Here is a 13800-nt window from a genome sequence, read left to right as displayed (position 1 = left end):
CAGCACTCTCAAATAATCTCAAATTGAGACGATTGCGGGAAATCCGAGCTGCACGGCAGAAAAACCCGGCTTGTATCGCACGGGAGCGGGCCTTATCACACGGGGCAGCCGAGTAAGGAGTCGTCATGCCGGACAATCAGGCCGAAACGGGCGCCAACACCCCGTTCTTTTCCCGCTCCATCGTCGAATCCGACCGTGAAGTGGCCCATGCGATCCACGCCGAGATTCAGCGCCAGCAACAGCAGATCGAGCTGATCGCCTCCGAGAACATCGTCTCGCGTGCCGTGCTGGAAGCACAGGGCTCGCCGCTGACCAACAAGTATGCCGAGGGCTATCCCGGGCGCCGCTATTATGGCGGCTGCGAGCATGTCGATGTGGTCGAGACCCTGGCCATCGAGCGCGCCAAGGCGCTGTTCGGTGCGGCTTATGTCAACGTCCAGCCGAATTCCGGCAGCCAGGCCAATCAGGGTGTCTTCCTCGCCCTGCTCAAGCCGGGCGACAAGATCCTGGGCATGTCGCTGGATGCCGGCGGCCACCTGACCCATGGCGCGCGCCCCAACCTGTCGGGGAAATGGTTCGAGGCCCATGCCTATGGCGTGCGCGAAGAGGATGCCCGGATCGATTACGACGCGCTGCGCGAGCAGGCCAATGAGGTCAAGCCGCAGCTGATCGTGGCGGGCGGTTCAGCCTATCCGCGCGAGATCGATTTCGCCGCGTTCCGCAGCATTGCCGACGAGGTCGGTGCCTATCTCATGGTCGATATGGCGCACTTTGCCGGTCTGGTCGCCGGGGGCAGCTATCCCAACCCGATGCCGCATGCCCATGTTGTCACCACGACGACGCACAAGACGCTGCGCGGTCCGCGCGGCGGCATGATCCTGACCAATGACGAAGCGCTGGCCAAGAAAATCAATTCCGCGATCTTCCCGGGCCTTCAGGGCGGCCCGCTGATGCATGTCATCGCCGGCAAGGCCGTGGCCTTTGGCGAGGCGCTGCAGCCGGACTTCAAGGATTATGCGAGCCAGGTCATCGTCAATTGCCGGGCCATGGCCCAGGCGATCATCGATGGCGGCTATGCCATCGTCTCCGGCGGCACGGACAGCCATCTGGCGCTGGTCGATCTGCGTCCCAAGGGCTTGAAGGGCAATACCGCCGAACAGGCGTTGGAGCGGGCCTATATCACCTGCAACAAGAATGGCGTGCCCTTCGATCCGGAAAAGCCGACCGTCACATCCGGCCTGCGTGTCGGCTCGCCGGCTGGCACCACGCGCGGCTTTGGCGAGGCCGAGTTCACCCAGATCGGTCAGATGATGGTGCGGGTGCTCGACGCGCTGGTCGACAATCCGGACGGCGATCCCGAAATCGAGGCCGCTGTGCGCGAAGAAGTCAAAGCACTGACCGCACGCTTCCCCATCTACCCTGAACTGGCCTAAACTGCACGGATGCGTTGTCCTTTTTGCGGTCATCCCGATACACAGGTTAAGGATTCCCGTCCTGCAGAGGACGGGAATGCCATCCGTCGCCGTCGCCAGTGTCCGTCCTGCGCGGCCCGTTTCACCACGTTCGAGCGCGTGCAGCTGCGCGAGCTGACCGTGCTCAAGAAGTCGGGCCGGCGCGTGCCGTTCGACCGCGAGAAGTTGAACCGGTCTATCCAGCTGGCGATGCAGAAGCGGAATATCGAACCGGACCGGATCGACCAGATGATTTCGGGCATTGTCCGGCGTCTTGAGTCGACGGGCGAGACCGATGTCACCTCCGACCGGGTCGGCGAGCTGGTGATGGAGGGCCTGAAAGGGCTCGATGCGGTGGCCTATGTCCGTTATGCCTCGGTCTACAAGGACTTCCACAAGGTCGAGGACTTCCGCGAATTCATCACCGACGAGCATCTGACCGCCAGCAAGGGCGCGTCGGCTGACGACGACGAATGACCGGCGCGGCGCGTCCGCGTGTCACCCTGAAACTGGCAACCTCGCTGGACGGGCGGATTGCTTTGGCCAATGGCGCCTCGCAATGGATCACAGGCCCCGAGAGCCGCGCCGAGGTCCACCGCATGCGCGCGGCGCATGAGGCGATCCTGACCGGTATCGGCACCATTCTCGCCGACAATCCGCGGCTCACTGCGCGGCCGGAAGGCGGCTGTGACCGTCAGCCGGAACTTCTCATACTGGACAGCGATTTGAGGACGCCTGTTGGATCAAGGGTTCTCGCCAAGCCGCAGTGCCGGTCTGTGAACATATTTCATGTCGCTTCGTCCGAACGAGAAGGAAGAGTTGCGCAGGAGTTGGAACTCGCGGGCGCTGATCTCTGGCGGGTACAGGAAAAACATGGGAGGCCGTCAGTTGTTGCCGCTATCTCTCATGGCGGTTTCACATCGGTGATGATCGAGGCCGGCGCGCAGATCGCTGCGTCGGCCATCGCGGCGGATCTGGTCGACCGGATCGAATGGTTCCGTGCGCCGGTGGTTCTGGGCGGTGACGGTCTGCCGGTCGTCGCAGCGCTTGGCCTTGAGACGCTGGAGGCGGCCCCCATCTTCAAGCGCACCGGTATCCGCGAACGCGGGGCCGACCTGCAGGAAAGCTACGAACGGATCCGCTGATGTTCACCGGTATCGTCACGGCCAAGGGCCGTATCCGAAGCATAACCGGCAATGAGGTGCGCCGCTTCGATATCGAGGCGCCCTGGAAGCCGGACACGATCGATATGGGCGCATCTATCGCCCATGCCGGTGTTTGTCTGACCGTGGTCGACAAGGGCGAATGGGGCGAGGGCGGCTGGTACACGGTCGAGGTTTCGCCGGAGACCCTGCGCCTGACGACGCTGAGCGCCTGGAGTGAAGGCGGAACGGTCAATCTGGAGCGCGCACTGAAAATGGGTGACGAGCTGGGCGGACATCTCGTGACAGGACATGTGGACGGTGTCGGCCGCGTGGTCGAACGGCGCGAGGAGGGCGAATGGCTGGTCTTCACGATTGAGCCGCCGGAAAACCTCAACAAATTCATCGCGAAAAAGGGATCGATTACGGTCGATGGCGTCTCCCTGACCGTCAATGAAGTCACCCGCACGACCTTCGATCTGATGATTATTCCGCACACCGCCGAGGTCACGACGCTCGGTGCGCTGCAAAAAGACGCGCGCGTCAATCTTGAGGTCGACACGATGGCGCGCTACGCCGCGCGCCTGAACGAGTTTTCGGAGACCCCCGCGTGAGCGAGAGCGATATTCCCCTGTCCCCGATCGAGGACATCATCGAGGACGCCCGCAATGGCCGGATGTTCATCCTGGTCGATGCGGAGGACCGCGAGAACGAGGGCGACCTCGTTATTCCTGCCAAGTTCGCAACGCCGGACGCGATCAACTTCATGGCCAAGCACGGCCGTGGCCTGATCTGCCTGGCGATGGACCAGGAACGGATCGCACATCTCGGTCTCAAGCTGATGGCGTCGGACAATCGCTCGCGCCACCAGACGGCCTTCACGACGTCCATCGAAGCGCGCGAAGGGGTCACCACCGGCATTTCAGCGCATGACCGCGCCCGCACCATCGAGGTCGCGACCGACCCGTCCAAGGGCGCCGACGATATCGCGACACCGGGACACGTCTTCCCGCTGGTGGCGCGCGATGGCGGGGTTCTGGTCCGGGCCGGCCACACCGAGGCCTCTGTCGATGTCGCCCGCCTTGCGGGCGCGGGATCGGCGGGTGTGATCTGCGAGATCATGAATGAAGACGGCACGATGGCGCGCCTGCCCGACCTCGTCGCCTTTGCCCAGCTGCACGGGCTGAAGATCGGTACGATTGCCGACCTGATCGCCTATCGCCGCCGCAATGACCGTTTCATCGAGCGCCGCCTGGAGACCGGCTTTACCAGCCGGCATGGCGGTCCGCTGAAGCTGATCGTCTTCCGCAACACGATCGATGGCGCCGAGCACGTCGCGCTGGTGAAGGGCGAGCCTTCCCACGCCCAGCCGACCACGGTGCGCATGCACAAGGTCTCTTTCGTGGACGACGTGCTGCACGAGGAAGGCCCGCGCGGCGAATTGGTCGAGGCCGGTATCCGTGCGATCGCGACTGCCGAGGGCCCGTCGGTGATGGTCTTCATCCGCGAGACCTCCCACACCGCGATCATGGAACGCCTGGGCGCCAAGCCCGTGAAGGCGGATGATGAGCGCGAGGCCCAGCGCCTGCGCGAGTATGGCGTTGGTGCGCAGATCCTGCTGGACCTGGGCGTGAAAGAAATGATCCTGCTCTCCACCAAGCCGCACACGATTGTCGGCCTTGAGGGCTACGGGCTGAGCGTGCGCGAAGAGCGCCATTTTCCGGAGGACTAGCGCATGAGCGCCCCCAAACTCCTGATCGTCGCGGGGACTTTCTACCGCGATATTGCCGACGCCCTGATCAAGGGCGCCAAAGGGGCCGCCGAGGCTGCCGGCGCCACGGCCGAGCTGGTCGAGGTTCCCGGTGCGCTGGAAATCCCGGGCGCCATTGTCCAGGCCGAGATCGCCGAGGCGGATTTTGACGGTTATGTCGCCCTGGGCTGTGTCATTCGGGGCGAGACGACGCATTATGATTATGTGTGCACCGAAAGCGCGCGTGGTCTGATGGAGCTGAATCTCAACGGTGTCATCGCCGGAAATGGTATCCTGACCGTCGAGAACCGTGCCCAGGCCCTCAAGCGGGCCGTCGACAAGAATAAGGGTGCGGACGCAGCGAATGCGGCCCTGGCGCTGATCGCGCTGCGCGACCGCTTCGGGAGTTCGAAATGAGCGCACCGCAAAAATCCAAGGAAACGCCGTCCGAGGCCCGCGCCCGTCTGCGCCGTGCGGCCCGTCTGGCCGCCGTTCAGGCGCTGTACCAGATGGAAATCGGCGGGCGGGGTGCCAGCACGGTCATCCGTGAATTCCGCGATCACCGTTTCGGTGCAGCCGGCGAAGGCGAGGAATTCGTCGAGGCCGATGAGGATTTCTTCGACTCGCTCGTGTCCGGTGTCGTGGAGCGCCAGGCCGTGGTCGATCCCGCGATCGATGGCCTGCTGGCTGATGGCTGGCGCATGGAGCGGCTGGACGCCACGGTGCGTGCCATCCTGCGCGTGGCCGGTTATGAGCTTTTCCAGCGCAAGGACGTGCCGGCGCGTGTGGTGATCGACGAGTATGTCGATGTTGCCAATGCCTTTTTCGAGGGCTCCGAGCCGAAATTCGTCAATGCAGCACTCGACCGCTGTGCCCGTCAGGCGCGTCCGGACGAATTCTGATCATGGCGTCCGGCGGCGAGTTCGATTTCATCCGGACACGCCTGGAACCGCTGACCCGGAACCATGCGGCAGCGCTCGGCCTGCGTGACGATGCTGCCGTGCTGGATGTGCCTGCAGGACAGCAGCTGGTGCTGGCCTGCGACACGCTGGTCGCGGGCGTGCATTTTCGCTTGGACGACGGCGCCGCTGTCGCGGCTGCGCGCGCCATGCGCTCGAACGTGTCCGACCTTGCCGCCATGGGCGCCGAACCGCTGGGCTATCTCAGTGCGCTGAGCTGGCCGCGCGGGATCGAGCCGCGCTGGCGGGATGACTTCGTGGCGGCGCTGGCGGAAGAGCAGGACCGGTTCGGTCTGGTGCTCCTGGGCGGCGACACCACGTCCACACCCGGCCCCATGACGGTGACATTGACGCTCCTTGGATGCGTCACAGATGGGACATCGCTGCTACGTTCCGGTGCTATTGCGGGCGATGATGTCTGGGTGACGGGCACGATCGGCGATGCGGTGCTTGGACTGGCGTCTCTGGAGGGGGAAACCGGCGCTCCGGCGGAGCTGGTCTCGCGCTACACGCATCCCATGCCGCGGCTGGCGGCCGGTCTGGCCCTCAGGGGGATTGCGACCTCCGCGATCGACATTTCGGACGGTCTTCTCGCCGACGCTGCCCATATCGCCGAAGCGAGCGGGCTGGCGCTCGAGATATCCGCGGATCGGGTTCCGCTGTCGGTGCCGGCGCAGGCCTGGCTCGATGCAGGCGGCGAGGGCGGTCTGGGCCGCTTGCTGAGCGGCGGCGACGATTACGAGCTTCTCTTCACCGCACCGGCCTCGCGCCGGACCGAGGTGGAGGCGCTGTCGCTGGATGCACCGGTAACGCGGATCGGCCGCGCTGTGGCGGGCGAGGGCGTGACCTGTCTGGCCCCCGATGGCGAACCCGTGACAATTGGCCGGGCCGGATTTACGCATTTTTGATGCGTTTCTGGCAGGGTGGCGGTGATTGGAGCTGATCCCATGCGCCTTCTGCTTGCCGCGATCCTGAGCCTTGCCCTGCAATCCGGGGCCTTCGCCCTCGGGGGCGGAGGCGGCGGGGGTGGTGGCGGCAATGGCGGTCACGGATCCTCCGGCGGCGGCAATGGCAACCGCTTTCTGCTTGTGTTCAACCGGTCTGCCGAAAACGAAGATGAGCATGGCGCCAGCCATGAAAGCGATGAAGACGAGGTGGACGACGATCCGCGCGCCTTCAACCTGCCGGCTCTCGTCGCCCCCCTGTCGCGTGACGGACGTCTGACGGGCTTTGCCTATGTCCATGTGCGGGTGCGTGCGGCGGACGGCCAGAATGTCTGGTCGATGCAGGAGAATGCGCACTATGCGCTGGATGCCCTCGTGCGGGCCGCCTACCGCATCCCGGTCAGCCGGGCGGACGGCCAGCAGCTGGACATTTCCCGGGCCGAAGAGGTCTGGTCCGAGGTGCTGCGCGAGCAGTATGGCGCCGACGCGATCGACCACATCGAGATTCGCAGCTCCGACACGCGCCTTCTGATGCGCTAAATCCCCTTCGCAACTGCGGTAAGTATTGGATTTCGAAATCCAAAGTTCGCATGTTGCGCCGCCCCCATGACTTGGGCATAGTCCCCTTAACAATAACAAGAAGAAGCGGGGGACATGCAGGCGGTTCGCGTGGTTCTCACGCGTATGCTTCCCCCTATCCTTTCGTGACCAAAGAGAAGTCATAAAACGGGGCTGGAAGCCATGAACATGCTTTTATTGGCCATTGGGGCCGCTGTCCTTGCCATCATCTACGGCGTCGTCCAGACGCAGCGTTTGATGGCGGCGAGCGCAGGGACCGAGAAGATGCAGGAGATCGCATCGGCCATCCAGGAAGGCGCGAACGCATATCTCAAGCGCCAATATACCACCATCGCCATTGTCGGCATTGTCGTCTGTATCCTGATCGCGGTCTTTCTGGGCTGGCAGGTCGCTCTGGGCTTCGCCATCGGCGCGGTCCTGTCCGGCTCGGCCGGCTTTATCGGCATGCTGGTTTCGGTGCGGGCGAATGTGCGCACGACCCAGGCCGCGAGCACGAGCCTGGCCGCAGGCCTGGCTGTGGCGTTCCGCTCTGGTGCGGTCACGGGGATGCTGGTCGCAGGCCTGGCCCTCCTGGGGGTCGCCGGCTATTACTGGGTGCTGACCGGACCGATGGGCCTTGTCCTGGGTGAAGGGGCTTCCGGCCGCATCATCATCGACTCCCTGGTGGCGCTCGGCTTCGGCGCCTCGCTGATCTCGATCTTTGCCCGTCTGGGCGGCGGTATCTTCACCAAGGGTGCGGATGTCGGCGGCGACATGGTCGGCAAGATCGAAGCCGGGATCCCGGAAGACGATCCGCGCAATGCCGCGACCATCGCCGACAATGTCGGCGACAATGTCGGCGACTGCGCCGGCATGGCGGCCGACCTGTTCGAGACCTATGCGGTGACCGTGGTTGCCACCATGGTGCTCGCGGCGATCTTCTTCACCGGCGGCCTCGCCTCGCAGATGGTGCTCTATCCGCTGGCGATCGCCGCGGTGTGCATCGTCACCTCGATCATCGGCACCTTCTTCGTCAGCCTGGGCAAGGGCACCAATGTGATGGGCGCGCTCTACAAGGGCCTCATCGTGGCGGGCATCCTGTCCATCGGCGGTTTGTGGCTGGTCACGAATTTCACGATCGGCATGGGCGAGATCGCCGAAGTGAACGGCAAGATGATCACGGGCATGAACCTGTTCTTCTCCGGTCTCATCGGTCTCGTCGTCACAGCGGCCATCATCTGGGTGACCGAATACTATACCGGCACCGGCTACCGGCCCGTGAAATCCGTCGCCCTGGCTTCGGAATCCGGTCACGGCACCAATGTGATCCAGGGCCTGGCCGTGTCGCTGGAGTCCACCGCCCTGCCGGCGCTGATCATCATCGGCGGCATTCTGGGCACGTTCTCGCTCGCAGGCCTGTTCGGGATCGCGATCTCCGTGACGACCATGCTGGCGCTCGCCGGTCTGATCGTCGCGCTCGATGCCTTCGGCCCGGTCACCGACAATGCCGGCGGTATTGCGGAAATGGCGGGTCTGGACGACTCGGTGCGTGAAACCACCGACACGCTGGATGCGGTCGGCAACACCACGAAAGCCGTCACCAAGGGCTATGCCATCGGCTCCGCCGGCCTCGGTGCGCTGGTGCTCTTTGCCGCCTACACGACCGATGTCGAGCACCTGCTGGGTATCGAGCCGAACTTCTCGCTCGAGAACCCCTATGTGATCGTCGGCCTCCTGTTCGGCGGGCTTCTGCCCTACCTCTTCGGCGGCATGTCGATGATGGCTGTGGGCCGGGCTGCGACTGCGGTCGTTGCCGAGGTGCGCCGCCAGTTCAAGGAGATCCCGGGCATCATGGAGTTCAAGGCCAAGCCGGATTACGGCAGGGCGGTGGACATCCTGACCAAGGCGGCGATCCGCGAGATGATCGTGCCGTCGCTTCTGCCGGTGCTCTCGCCGATCGTGCTCTACTTCGTCATTCTCGGTATTGCCGATCAGGCCCAGGCCCTGGCAGCCGTGGGTGCCATGCTGCTCGGCGTGATCGTCAACGGCCTGTTCGTCGCGGTCTCCATGACCGTCGGCGGCGGCGCCTGGGACAACGCCAAGAAGTACATCGAGGACGGCCATCATGGCGGCAAGGGCTCGGAAGCCCACAAGGCCTCCGTGACCGGCGATACGGTGGGCGATCCCTACAAGGACACCGCCGGTCCGGCCGTGAACCCGATGATCAAGATCACCAATATCGTGGCACTTCTCCTGCTGGCCTTCCTGGCAAGCTAGGGCAGGGCACACCTGAGAAACTGGAAAGCCCCGGCCAGCCTGGCCGGGGCTTTTCTCTTGCCTGTGGAAATTCTACGAAAAATACGTATAATACGAAAATTACGTATTTGGAGCGCTGTGATGGGCCAGCAATACTCGACGACGGAACTTTCCAGAAACTGGAGTGAAATCAGCGCCGCGGCGCAGCGGCGTCCGGTCACCCTGACGCGGCATCGCAAGGCGCAATTCGTCCTGCTCAATGTCGAGGACTACCAGGCCTTGCTGGAGCGGGCAGGGACCCGCCGCGCTCACCTTACCCGAGAGACACCCGATGATCTCGCGCGCGAGATCGAAGCCGCGATTGCCGACTACGCAGACGATTCAGAACGATAGCGGATTGCGGCCGGTATGGGGGATTTCGACCATTTCCAGACGGGCTGTGTAATCCGGTATTCCCTATCTATGGACGATCGCTGGGTGCCTGATGATCGTCGGTAAGCCAAGAAGTCGATAAGTGAGGGGCCGATGAAGAAGCGAAACCTCGCCCTGAAGCGCTGGATGTCGGGCGTGCTGCTGCTGATCCTGCTGCCCAACCTCTATTTCACGTTCGCCCAGCCACACTGGTCGGACGCATGGCGCGGCTATTACTTCGGCGGGACGATGCTCCTGACGGGGCTGTTCTTCTTCTTCTTTCCGACCAACCTGTCTGAAATGCGCGCATTGCGACGCTTGGAGCTGCGCCGGGACCTCAAGGCGTTCGAGCGAGAACAGAACGGCGAGTGATCCGACCGAGATCGGAACGCTGCGCCGGACCTTGCGTTGCATCCTCTGGAAGCAGACAGCGAGGCCGCAATGACTGCGACCGATACGCCGGCCGCCGGAAAGACCGCCCGTCTCTACCGCATGGTGATGCCGGACCATGTGTGCCCCTACGGCCTGAAGTCGAAAGCGCTGCTGGAGCGCAAGGGGTATGCGGTCGACGATCATCACCTCTCAACGCGCGAAGAGACCGACGCCTTCAAAGCCGCGCATGATGTCGAGACCACGCCGCAGACTTTCATCGGGGGTGAGCGGGTCGGCGGGTATGACGCGCTTCGCGCCTTCTTCGGCCATCCCCTGAAGGGGACGGGGCAGACCAGCTACCAGCCTGTCATTGCGCTTTTCACCATGGCGGCGCTGATGGGAGGCGCGGTCAGCTGGCTGACCCTTGGCAGGCTGGACCCCGGGCTGTGGCTGACATCCGCCATCCCAGTCGCCATGTGCCTTCTGGCCGTGCAGAAGCTGCGCGATGTCGAGAGCTTCTCGACCATGTTTCTCAATTACGACCTGCTGGCGCGCCGCTGGGTGCCCTATGGCTATCTCTATCCTTTCGGCGAGGCGCTGGCGGGCGTGCTGATGCTGGCCGGGGTGCTGACCGTTATCGCCGCGCCGGTGGCGATCCTCATCGGCGGTATCGGAGCCGTATCGGTGTTCAAGGCCGTCTATATTGACCGGCGCGAGCTGAAATGTGCCTGCATGGGCGGCGGCAGCGACGTGCCGCTGGGTTTCGTCTCGCTGAGCGAAAACCTGATGATGCTGGGCATGGGGCTGTGGATGCTGGTCCGGCTCGCTGGTTAGGCGATCGGCAGGGCGCGGGTCTGCAGAGCCGGTGCGAGACCGCGATCGTTGCAGCGGTGCCAGCCGGCGATGGAAAAGCGCTCGCGCCGGGCCGGGATCACCTCGTGCGGGATGTCCTCGGACAGGAAGACGGCCAGCGTGCCGAATTCCGGGCGCACCTCGTCCAGCACCTGTTCGCTGTCGGGCGCATAGATACGCAACTGTCCGCCATCGGCCGCATCCCAGTCGCGATTGAGATAAAGCACCGTGGAGAGGACGCGGTTGCGGGCGCCGCGGAAACTGTCCAGATGGCGCTTGTAGAAGCCGCCGGGCTCATAGACCGCATAGTGCGCCTCGAAGGCGAACAGGCCCAGCATGAGGCGGTAATTCACCTCGCGGCGCAGCGCTTCGGCAAAGGCGAAATAGGCCGTCTGGGCCGTGCTGGAGCCGTCGAGCCATTTCGTCTTGTCGCGCCGGACCTGGCGGACAAGCTCGTGATCCTCGCCGCGGCCGATACCGGCGGCGGTCATTTCGGACTCCTGCCAGAGAATTTCGGCTTCCTGCGCCAGTGCGCCCAGCATGTCCGCATCGGCAAGGCGGCACACCGACCAGCCCTGTCCGGCGAGATCGTCGCACAGCGTGTCGGCGTTGAAGGCGGGCAGGCCGGTCAGGCCCAGGGCAGGAAGGCTCAATGCCGTGTCACCTGTCGAAGAAGATGCGCGCTGATAGGGCCGGGTGGCCGGGCGGTCAATCGAAATCGGAGCCGGCGGCGAGCCGTTCCAGAACGGCCATGGCGTCGCCGGCGCGGTCGGCGGGTACGAAGAGATGGTCGTGGAAATAGCCGGCCACGGGATTGCAGCTAATCCCGGCTCCGGCCAGCGCCTGCGCGATGGCCGCCATGAAGCCGACGGCTTCGAGGGCGGAATGGATGTGCAGGGTGATGCGGCGGCAGGGAAAGACGGTTTTCAGGCCGGCATCGGCGGCCGCAGCGGCGTCGAGAATGAGCGTGACACCCTCATCCTCGACATAGCGCATCAGGGGCGAGAGGCCGGCCGGTTCCGGCGTGCCGGGCGGCAGGGTCGCAAACGCCCACACACCCGGGTGCAGGCGGGCAGACATGCCTTTAAGCAGGGTTTCAAGATCGGTCTCGCCGTGCATCGCGGACTCCTGTGTTCAGCGCAGATCATGGTATGGCTGATACATCATCGCCATATAGGCGGTCGGAGGATGCCATGTCTGTTGAAGTCATCTCGTTGGCGGAAAAACACAGCCAGTTCAAGGATGCCTGGGCGCCGCGCCGGGTGGCGAAGCTGGACAATTACGAGATCAAGCTGGCGAAGGCCGAAGGGTCGTTCGACTGGCATGCACATCTGGAAGAGGACGAGTTTTTTCTCGTCACGCGCGGCATCCTGAAGATCGAGATCGAGAATGCCGATCCGGTCATTCTGGGACCGGGTGAGATGTGTGTGATCCCCAAGGGCGTGCGGCACCGGCCGGTCGCACAGACCGAGAAAGTCCACATGATGCTGATCGAGCGCGCCGGTGTGGTGAATACCGGCGACAATCCGGATAGCGACCTGACCCAGGTTATTACGGATCTCTAGCCGATCTGCCCGGCTCTGCCATTGATCGCAAGGTGAGCAGCCGTTATATCGCGACTCCCGGCCCGGAATTTATTTCGCATGCAAACAAATGAGGTCTCCGCATGAGCTCCAACGCATTCGACGTGATCGTGATCGGCGGCGGACCTGGTGGCTATGTCGCCGCGATCCGGGCTTCCCAGCTGGGCTTCAGGACGGCGGTTGTCGAGCGCGCGCATCTGGGCGGGATCTGTCTCAACTGGGGCTGTATCCCCACCAAGGCGCTGCTGCGGACCTCGGAAGTCTATCACCTCATGCAGCATGCCAAGGATTTCGGCCTGTCGGCCGAGAAGATCGGCTATGACGTCAAGGCGATCGTCAAGCGCTCGCGCGATGTTGCCGGGCGCCTCTCCGGCGGTGTTGGCATGCTGATGAAAAAGCACAAGATCCAGGTGATCGAAGGCGAAGCGAAACTGGCCAAGGGCGGCGAGGCTCCCAAGGTCGTCGTCGGCAAGGACAGCTATACCGCCAAGCACGTCATCCTGGCGACGGGCGCCCGGGCGCGCACTGTGCCGCAGGCCGGACTGGAGCCGGATGGCGACAAGATCTGGACCTATCGCGAGGCCATGGTGCCGGAGAGCATGCCGAAATCCGTCCTCGTCATCGGTTCCGGCGCGATCGGTATCGAGTTTGCCAGCTTCTACAACACGATGGGCGCCGATGTGACGGTCGTCGAGATGATGGATCGCGTGCTGCCCGTCGAGGACGAGGAGATCTCCGCCTTCGCCGCCAAGAGCTTCAAGAAGCAGGGCATGACGCTGATGACCGGCGCCCAGGTCGAAAAGCTCGACACCTCGGGCAAGATGGCGAAGGTCAGCGTGAAGACGTCGAAGGGCAAGACCGAGACGATCGAGGTCGAAAAGGTCATCCTGGCCATCGGCATTGTCGGCAATGTCGAGAATCTCGGCCTGGAAGAGCTCGGCGTGAAGATCGAGAAGGGCCATGTCGTGAATGACGGTTTCGGCCGTACCAATGTGAAGGGCCTCTATGCCATCGGCGATGTCGCCGGCCCGCCCTGGCTGGCCCACAAGGCTTCGCATGAGGGCGTGGTCTGCGTGGAGAAGATTGCCGGCCAGGACGTGCACGCCTTCGAGACCGGCAATATCCCGGGCTGCACCTATTGCCATCCGCAGATCGCCTCGGTCGGCCTGACCGAAGCGAAGGCGAAGGAGGCCGGGCACGAGGTGAAGGTCGGCCGCTTCCCCTTCGTGGGCAATGGCAAGGCGATCGCGCTGGGTGACGATCAGGGCCTGGTGAAGACCGTGTTCGACGCGAAGACCGGCGAGCTGCTGGGCGCCCATATGGTCGGCGCCGAGGTTACCGAGCTGATCCAGGGCTATGCCGTGGCGCGTCAGCTGGAGACCACCGAGGCCGAGCTGATGCACACGGTCTTCCCGCACCCGACCCTGTCGGAAATGATGCATGAAAGCGTGCTGGACGCGTATGGGCGGGCCCTGCACATCTGATCTGCATCCAAAACCCGCCTGCCGGGCATCATGAGATC

17 protein-coding genes are annotated in these 13800 nt (G+C 63.8%); 15 read left to right on the top strand and 2 right to left on the bottom strand.

Going from position 1 to position 13800, the window contains the following annotated elements; translation table 11 throughout:
* Nucleotides 1-125 precede the first annotated feature (125 nt).
* The 13 genes from glyA to ABJO18_RS14230 all read left to right on the top strand — a co-directional run bounded on the left by glyA (nucleotide 126) and on the right by ABJO18_RS14230 (nucleotide 10677).
* Nucleotides 126-1433: a serine hydroxymethyltransferase gene (gene glyA / locus ABJO18_RS14290; RefSeq protein ID WP_348507425.1), complete on the top strand. Its 1308-nt coding sequence runs from the start codon at nucleotides 126-128 to the stop codon at nucleotides 1431-1433.
* A 9-nt stretch (nucleotides 1434-1442) separates the two neighbouring features.
* Entirely contained in the window at nucleotides 1443-1928 is a 486-nt protein-coding gene (nrdR, locus tag ABJO18_RS14285) for a transcriptional regulator NrdR (protein WP_291889773.1), read from the top strand.
* Entirely contained in the window at nucleotides 1925-2596 is a 672-nt protein-coding gene (locus tag ABJO18_RS14280) for a RibD family protein (RefSeq protein WP_348507424.1), read from the top strand. The genes nrdR and ABJO18_RS14280 overlap by 4 nt, the downstream gene beginning before the upstream one ends.
* Nucleotides 2596-3207 (top strand): riboflavin synthase, encoded by a 612-nt coding sequence (locus tag ABJO18_RS14275; protein ID WP_348507423.1) that lies wholly within the window; start codon nucleotides 2596-2598, stop codon nucleotides 3205-3207. The genes ABJO18_RS14280 and ABJO18_RS14275 overlap by 1 nt, the downstream gene beginning before the upstream one ends.
* Nucleotides 3204-4325 carry a 3,4-dihydroxy-2-butanone-4-phosphate synthase gene (ribB, locus tag ABJO18_RS14270; RefSeq protein WP_348507422.1) on the top strand — a complete coding sequence of 374 codons (1122 nt, stop codon included), beginning with the start codon at nucleotides 3204-3206 and terminating at the stop codon, nucleotides 4323-4325. The genes ABJO18_RS14275 and ribB overlap by 4 nt, the downstream gene beginning before the upstream one ends.
* Before the next feature lie 3 nt (nucleotides 4326-4328).
* Nucleotides 4329-4760, top strand: a complete 432-nt coding sequence (gene ribH / locus ABJO18_RS14265; RefSeq protein WP_291889764.1) for a 6,7-dimethyl-8-ribityllumazine synthase — start codon at nucleotides 4329-4331, stop codon at nucleotides 4758-4760.
* On the top strand, nucleotides 4757-5245 hold the full coding sequence (nusB, locus tag ABJO18_RS14260; RefSeq protein ID WP_291889762.1) for a transcription antitermination factor NusB: 489 nt from the start codon (nucleotides 4757-4759) through the stop codon (nucleotides 5243-5245). Before ribH ends, nusB begins: the two co-directional genes overlap by 4 nt.
* A gap of 2 nt (nucleotides 5246-5247) precedes the next feature.
* Nucleotides 5248-6210 (top strand): thiamine-phosphate kinase, encoded by a 963-nt coding sequence (gene thiL, locus ABJO18_RS14255; protein ID WP_348507421.1) that lies wholly within the window; start codon nucleotides 5248-5250, stop codon nucleotides 6208-6210.
* Nucleotides 6211-6249: 39 nt separating this feature from the next.
* Entirely contained in the window at nucleotides 6250-6786 is a 537-nt protein-coding gene (locus tag ABJO18_RS14250) for a hypothetical protein (protein WP_348507420.1), read from the top strand.
* A gap of 201 nt (nucleotides 6787-6987) precedes the next feature.
* The gene (locus ABJO18_RS14245) at nucleotides 6988-9081 is read left to right on the top strand and encodes a sodium-translocating pyrophosphatase (RefSeq protein ID WP_348507419.1); all 2094 of its coding nucleotides are present in this window, start codon (nucleotides 6988-6990) and stop codon (nucleotides 9079-9081) included.
* A 120-nt stretch (nucleotides 9082-9201) separates the two neighbouring features.
* Nucleotides 9202-9453 carry a type II toxin-antitoxin system Phd/YefM family antitoxin gene (locus ABJO18_RS14240; RefSeq protein WP_348507418.1) on the top strand — a complete coding sequence of 84 codons (252 nt, stop codon included), beginning with the start codon at nucleotides 9202-9204 and terminating at the stop codon, nucleotides 9451-9453.
* 132 nt (nucleotides 9454-9585) lie between these two features.
* Entirely contained in the window at nucleotides 9586-9843 is a 258-nt protein-coding gene (locus tag ABJO18_RS14235) for a hypothetical protein (protein ID WP_348507417.1), read from the top strand.
* 69 nt (nucleotides 9844-9912) lie between these two features.
* Complete coding sequence (locus ABJO18_RS14230) at nucleotides 9913-10677, top strand: glutaredoxin (protein WP_348507416.1); 765 nt, start codon at nucleotides 9913-9915, stop codon at nucleotides 10675-10677.
* On the opposite strand, the gene ABJO18_RS14225 is transcribed toward ABJO18_RS14230, so the two are convergent.
* Nucleotides 10674-11348, bottom strand: a complete 675-nt coding sequence (locus tag ABJO18_RS14225; protein WP_348507415.1) for a 2OG-Fe(II) oxygenase — start codon at nucleotides 11346-11348, stop codon at nucleotides 10674-10676. The genes ABJO18_RS14230 and ABJO18_RS14225 overlap by 4 nt on opposite strands.
* A gap of 55 nt (nucleotides 11349-11403) precedes the next feature.
* Nucleotides 11404-11814: an ACT domain-containing protein gene (locus ABJO18_RS14220; protein ID WP_348507414.1), complete on the bottom strand. Its 411-nt coding sequence runs from the start codon at nucleotides 11812-11814 to the stop codon at nucleotides 11404-11406.
* Nucleotides 11815-11888: 74 nt separating this feature from the next.
* Here ABJO18_RS14220 and ABJO18_RS14215 point away from each other — a divergent pair, with 74 nt between their 5' ends.
* Nucleotides 11889-12260, top strand: coding sequence for a cupin domain-containing protein (locus ABJO18_RS14215; RefSeq protein WP_348507413.1), 372 nt, complete (start codon nucleotides 11889-11891; stop codon nucleotides 12258-12260).
* 101 nt (nucleotides 12261-12361) lie between these two features.
* Complete coding sequence (lpdA, locus tag ABJO18_RS14210) at nucleotides 12362-13762, top strand: dihydrolipoyl dehydrogenase (protein WP_348507412.1); 1401 nt, start codon at nucleotides 12362-12364, stop codon at nucleotides 13760-13762.
* Nucleotides 13763-13800 lie beyond the last annotated feature (38 nt).

Origin of the sequence: Maricaulis sp., assembly GCF_039978735.1 — a bacterium.
Classification (GTDB): domain Bacteria; phylum Pseudomonadota; class Alphaproteobacteria; order Caulobacterales; family Maricaulaceae; genus Maricaulis.
Note: the sequence above shows the minus strand (reverse complement) of the source record. Positions and strands in the feature narration are given on the sequence as shown.

Bases quoted from the DNA above. Each gene is read 5' to 3' on its own strand.
- glyA (WP_348507425.1), top strand. From the start codon at position 126: ATGCCGGACAATCAGGCCGAAACGGGCGCCAACACCCCGTTCTTTTCC.
- nrdR (WP_291889773.1), top strand. From the start codon at position 1,443: ATGCGTTGTCCTTTTTGCGGTCATCCCGATACACAGGTTAAGGATTCC.
- ABJO18_RS14280 (WP_348507424.1), top strand. From the start codon at position 1,925: ATGACCGGCGCGGCGCGTCCGCGTGTCACCCTGAAACTGGCAACCTCG.
- ABJO18_RS14275 (WP_348507423.1), top strand. From the start codon at position 2,596: ATGTTCACCGGTATCGTCACGGCCAAGGGCCGTATCCGAAGCATAACC.
- ribH (WP_291889764.1), top strand. From the start codon at position 4,329: ATGAGCGCCCCCAAACTCCTGATCGTCGCGGGGACTTTCTACCGCGAT.
- nusB (WP_291889762.1), top strand. From the start codon at position 4,757: ATGAGCGCACCGCAAAAATCCAAGGAAACGCCGTCCGAGGCCCGCGCC.
- thiL (WP_348507421.1), top strand. From the start codon at position 5,248: ATGGCGTCCGGCGGCGAGTTCGATTTCATCCGGACACGCCTGGAACCG.
- ABJO18_RS14250 (WP_348507420.1), top strand. From the start codon at position 6,250: ATGCGCCTTCTGCTTGCCGCGATCCTGAGCCTTGCCCTGCAATCCGGG.
- ABJO18_RS14245 (WP_348507419.1), top strand. From the start codon at position 6,988: ATGAACATGCTTTTATTGGCCATTGGGGCCGCTGTCCTTGCCATCATC.
- ABJO18_RS14240 (WP_348507418.1), top strand. From the start codon at position 9,202: ATGGGCCAGCAATACTCGACGACGGAACTTTCCAGAAACTGGAGTGAA.
- ABJO18_RS14235 (WP_348507417.1), top strand. From the start codon at position 9,586: ATGAAGAAGCGAAACCTCGCCCTGAAGCGCTGGATGTCGGGCGTGCTG.
- ABJO18_RS14230 (WP_348507416.1), top strand. From the start codon at position 9,913: ATGACTGCGACCGATACGCCGGCCGCCGGAAAGACCGCCCGTCTCTAC.
- ABJO18_RS14220 (WP_348507414.1), bottom strand. From the start codon at position 11,814: ATGCACGGCGAGACCGATCTTGAAACCCTGCTTAAAGGCATGTCTGCC.
- ABJO18_RS14215 (WP_348507413.1), top strand. From the start codon at position 11,889: ATGTCTGTTGAAGTCATCTCGTTGGCGGAAAAACACAGCCAGTTCAAG.
- lpdA (WP_348507412.1), top strand. From the start codon at position 12,362: ATGAGCTCCAACGCATTCGACGTGATCGTGATCGGCGGCGGACCTGGT.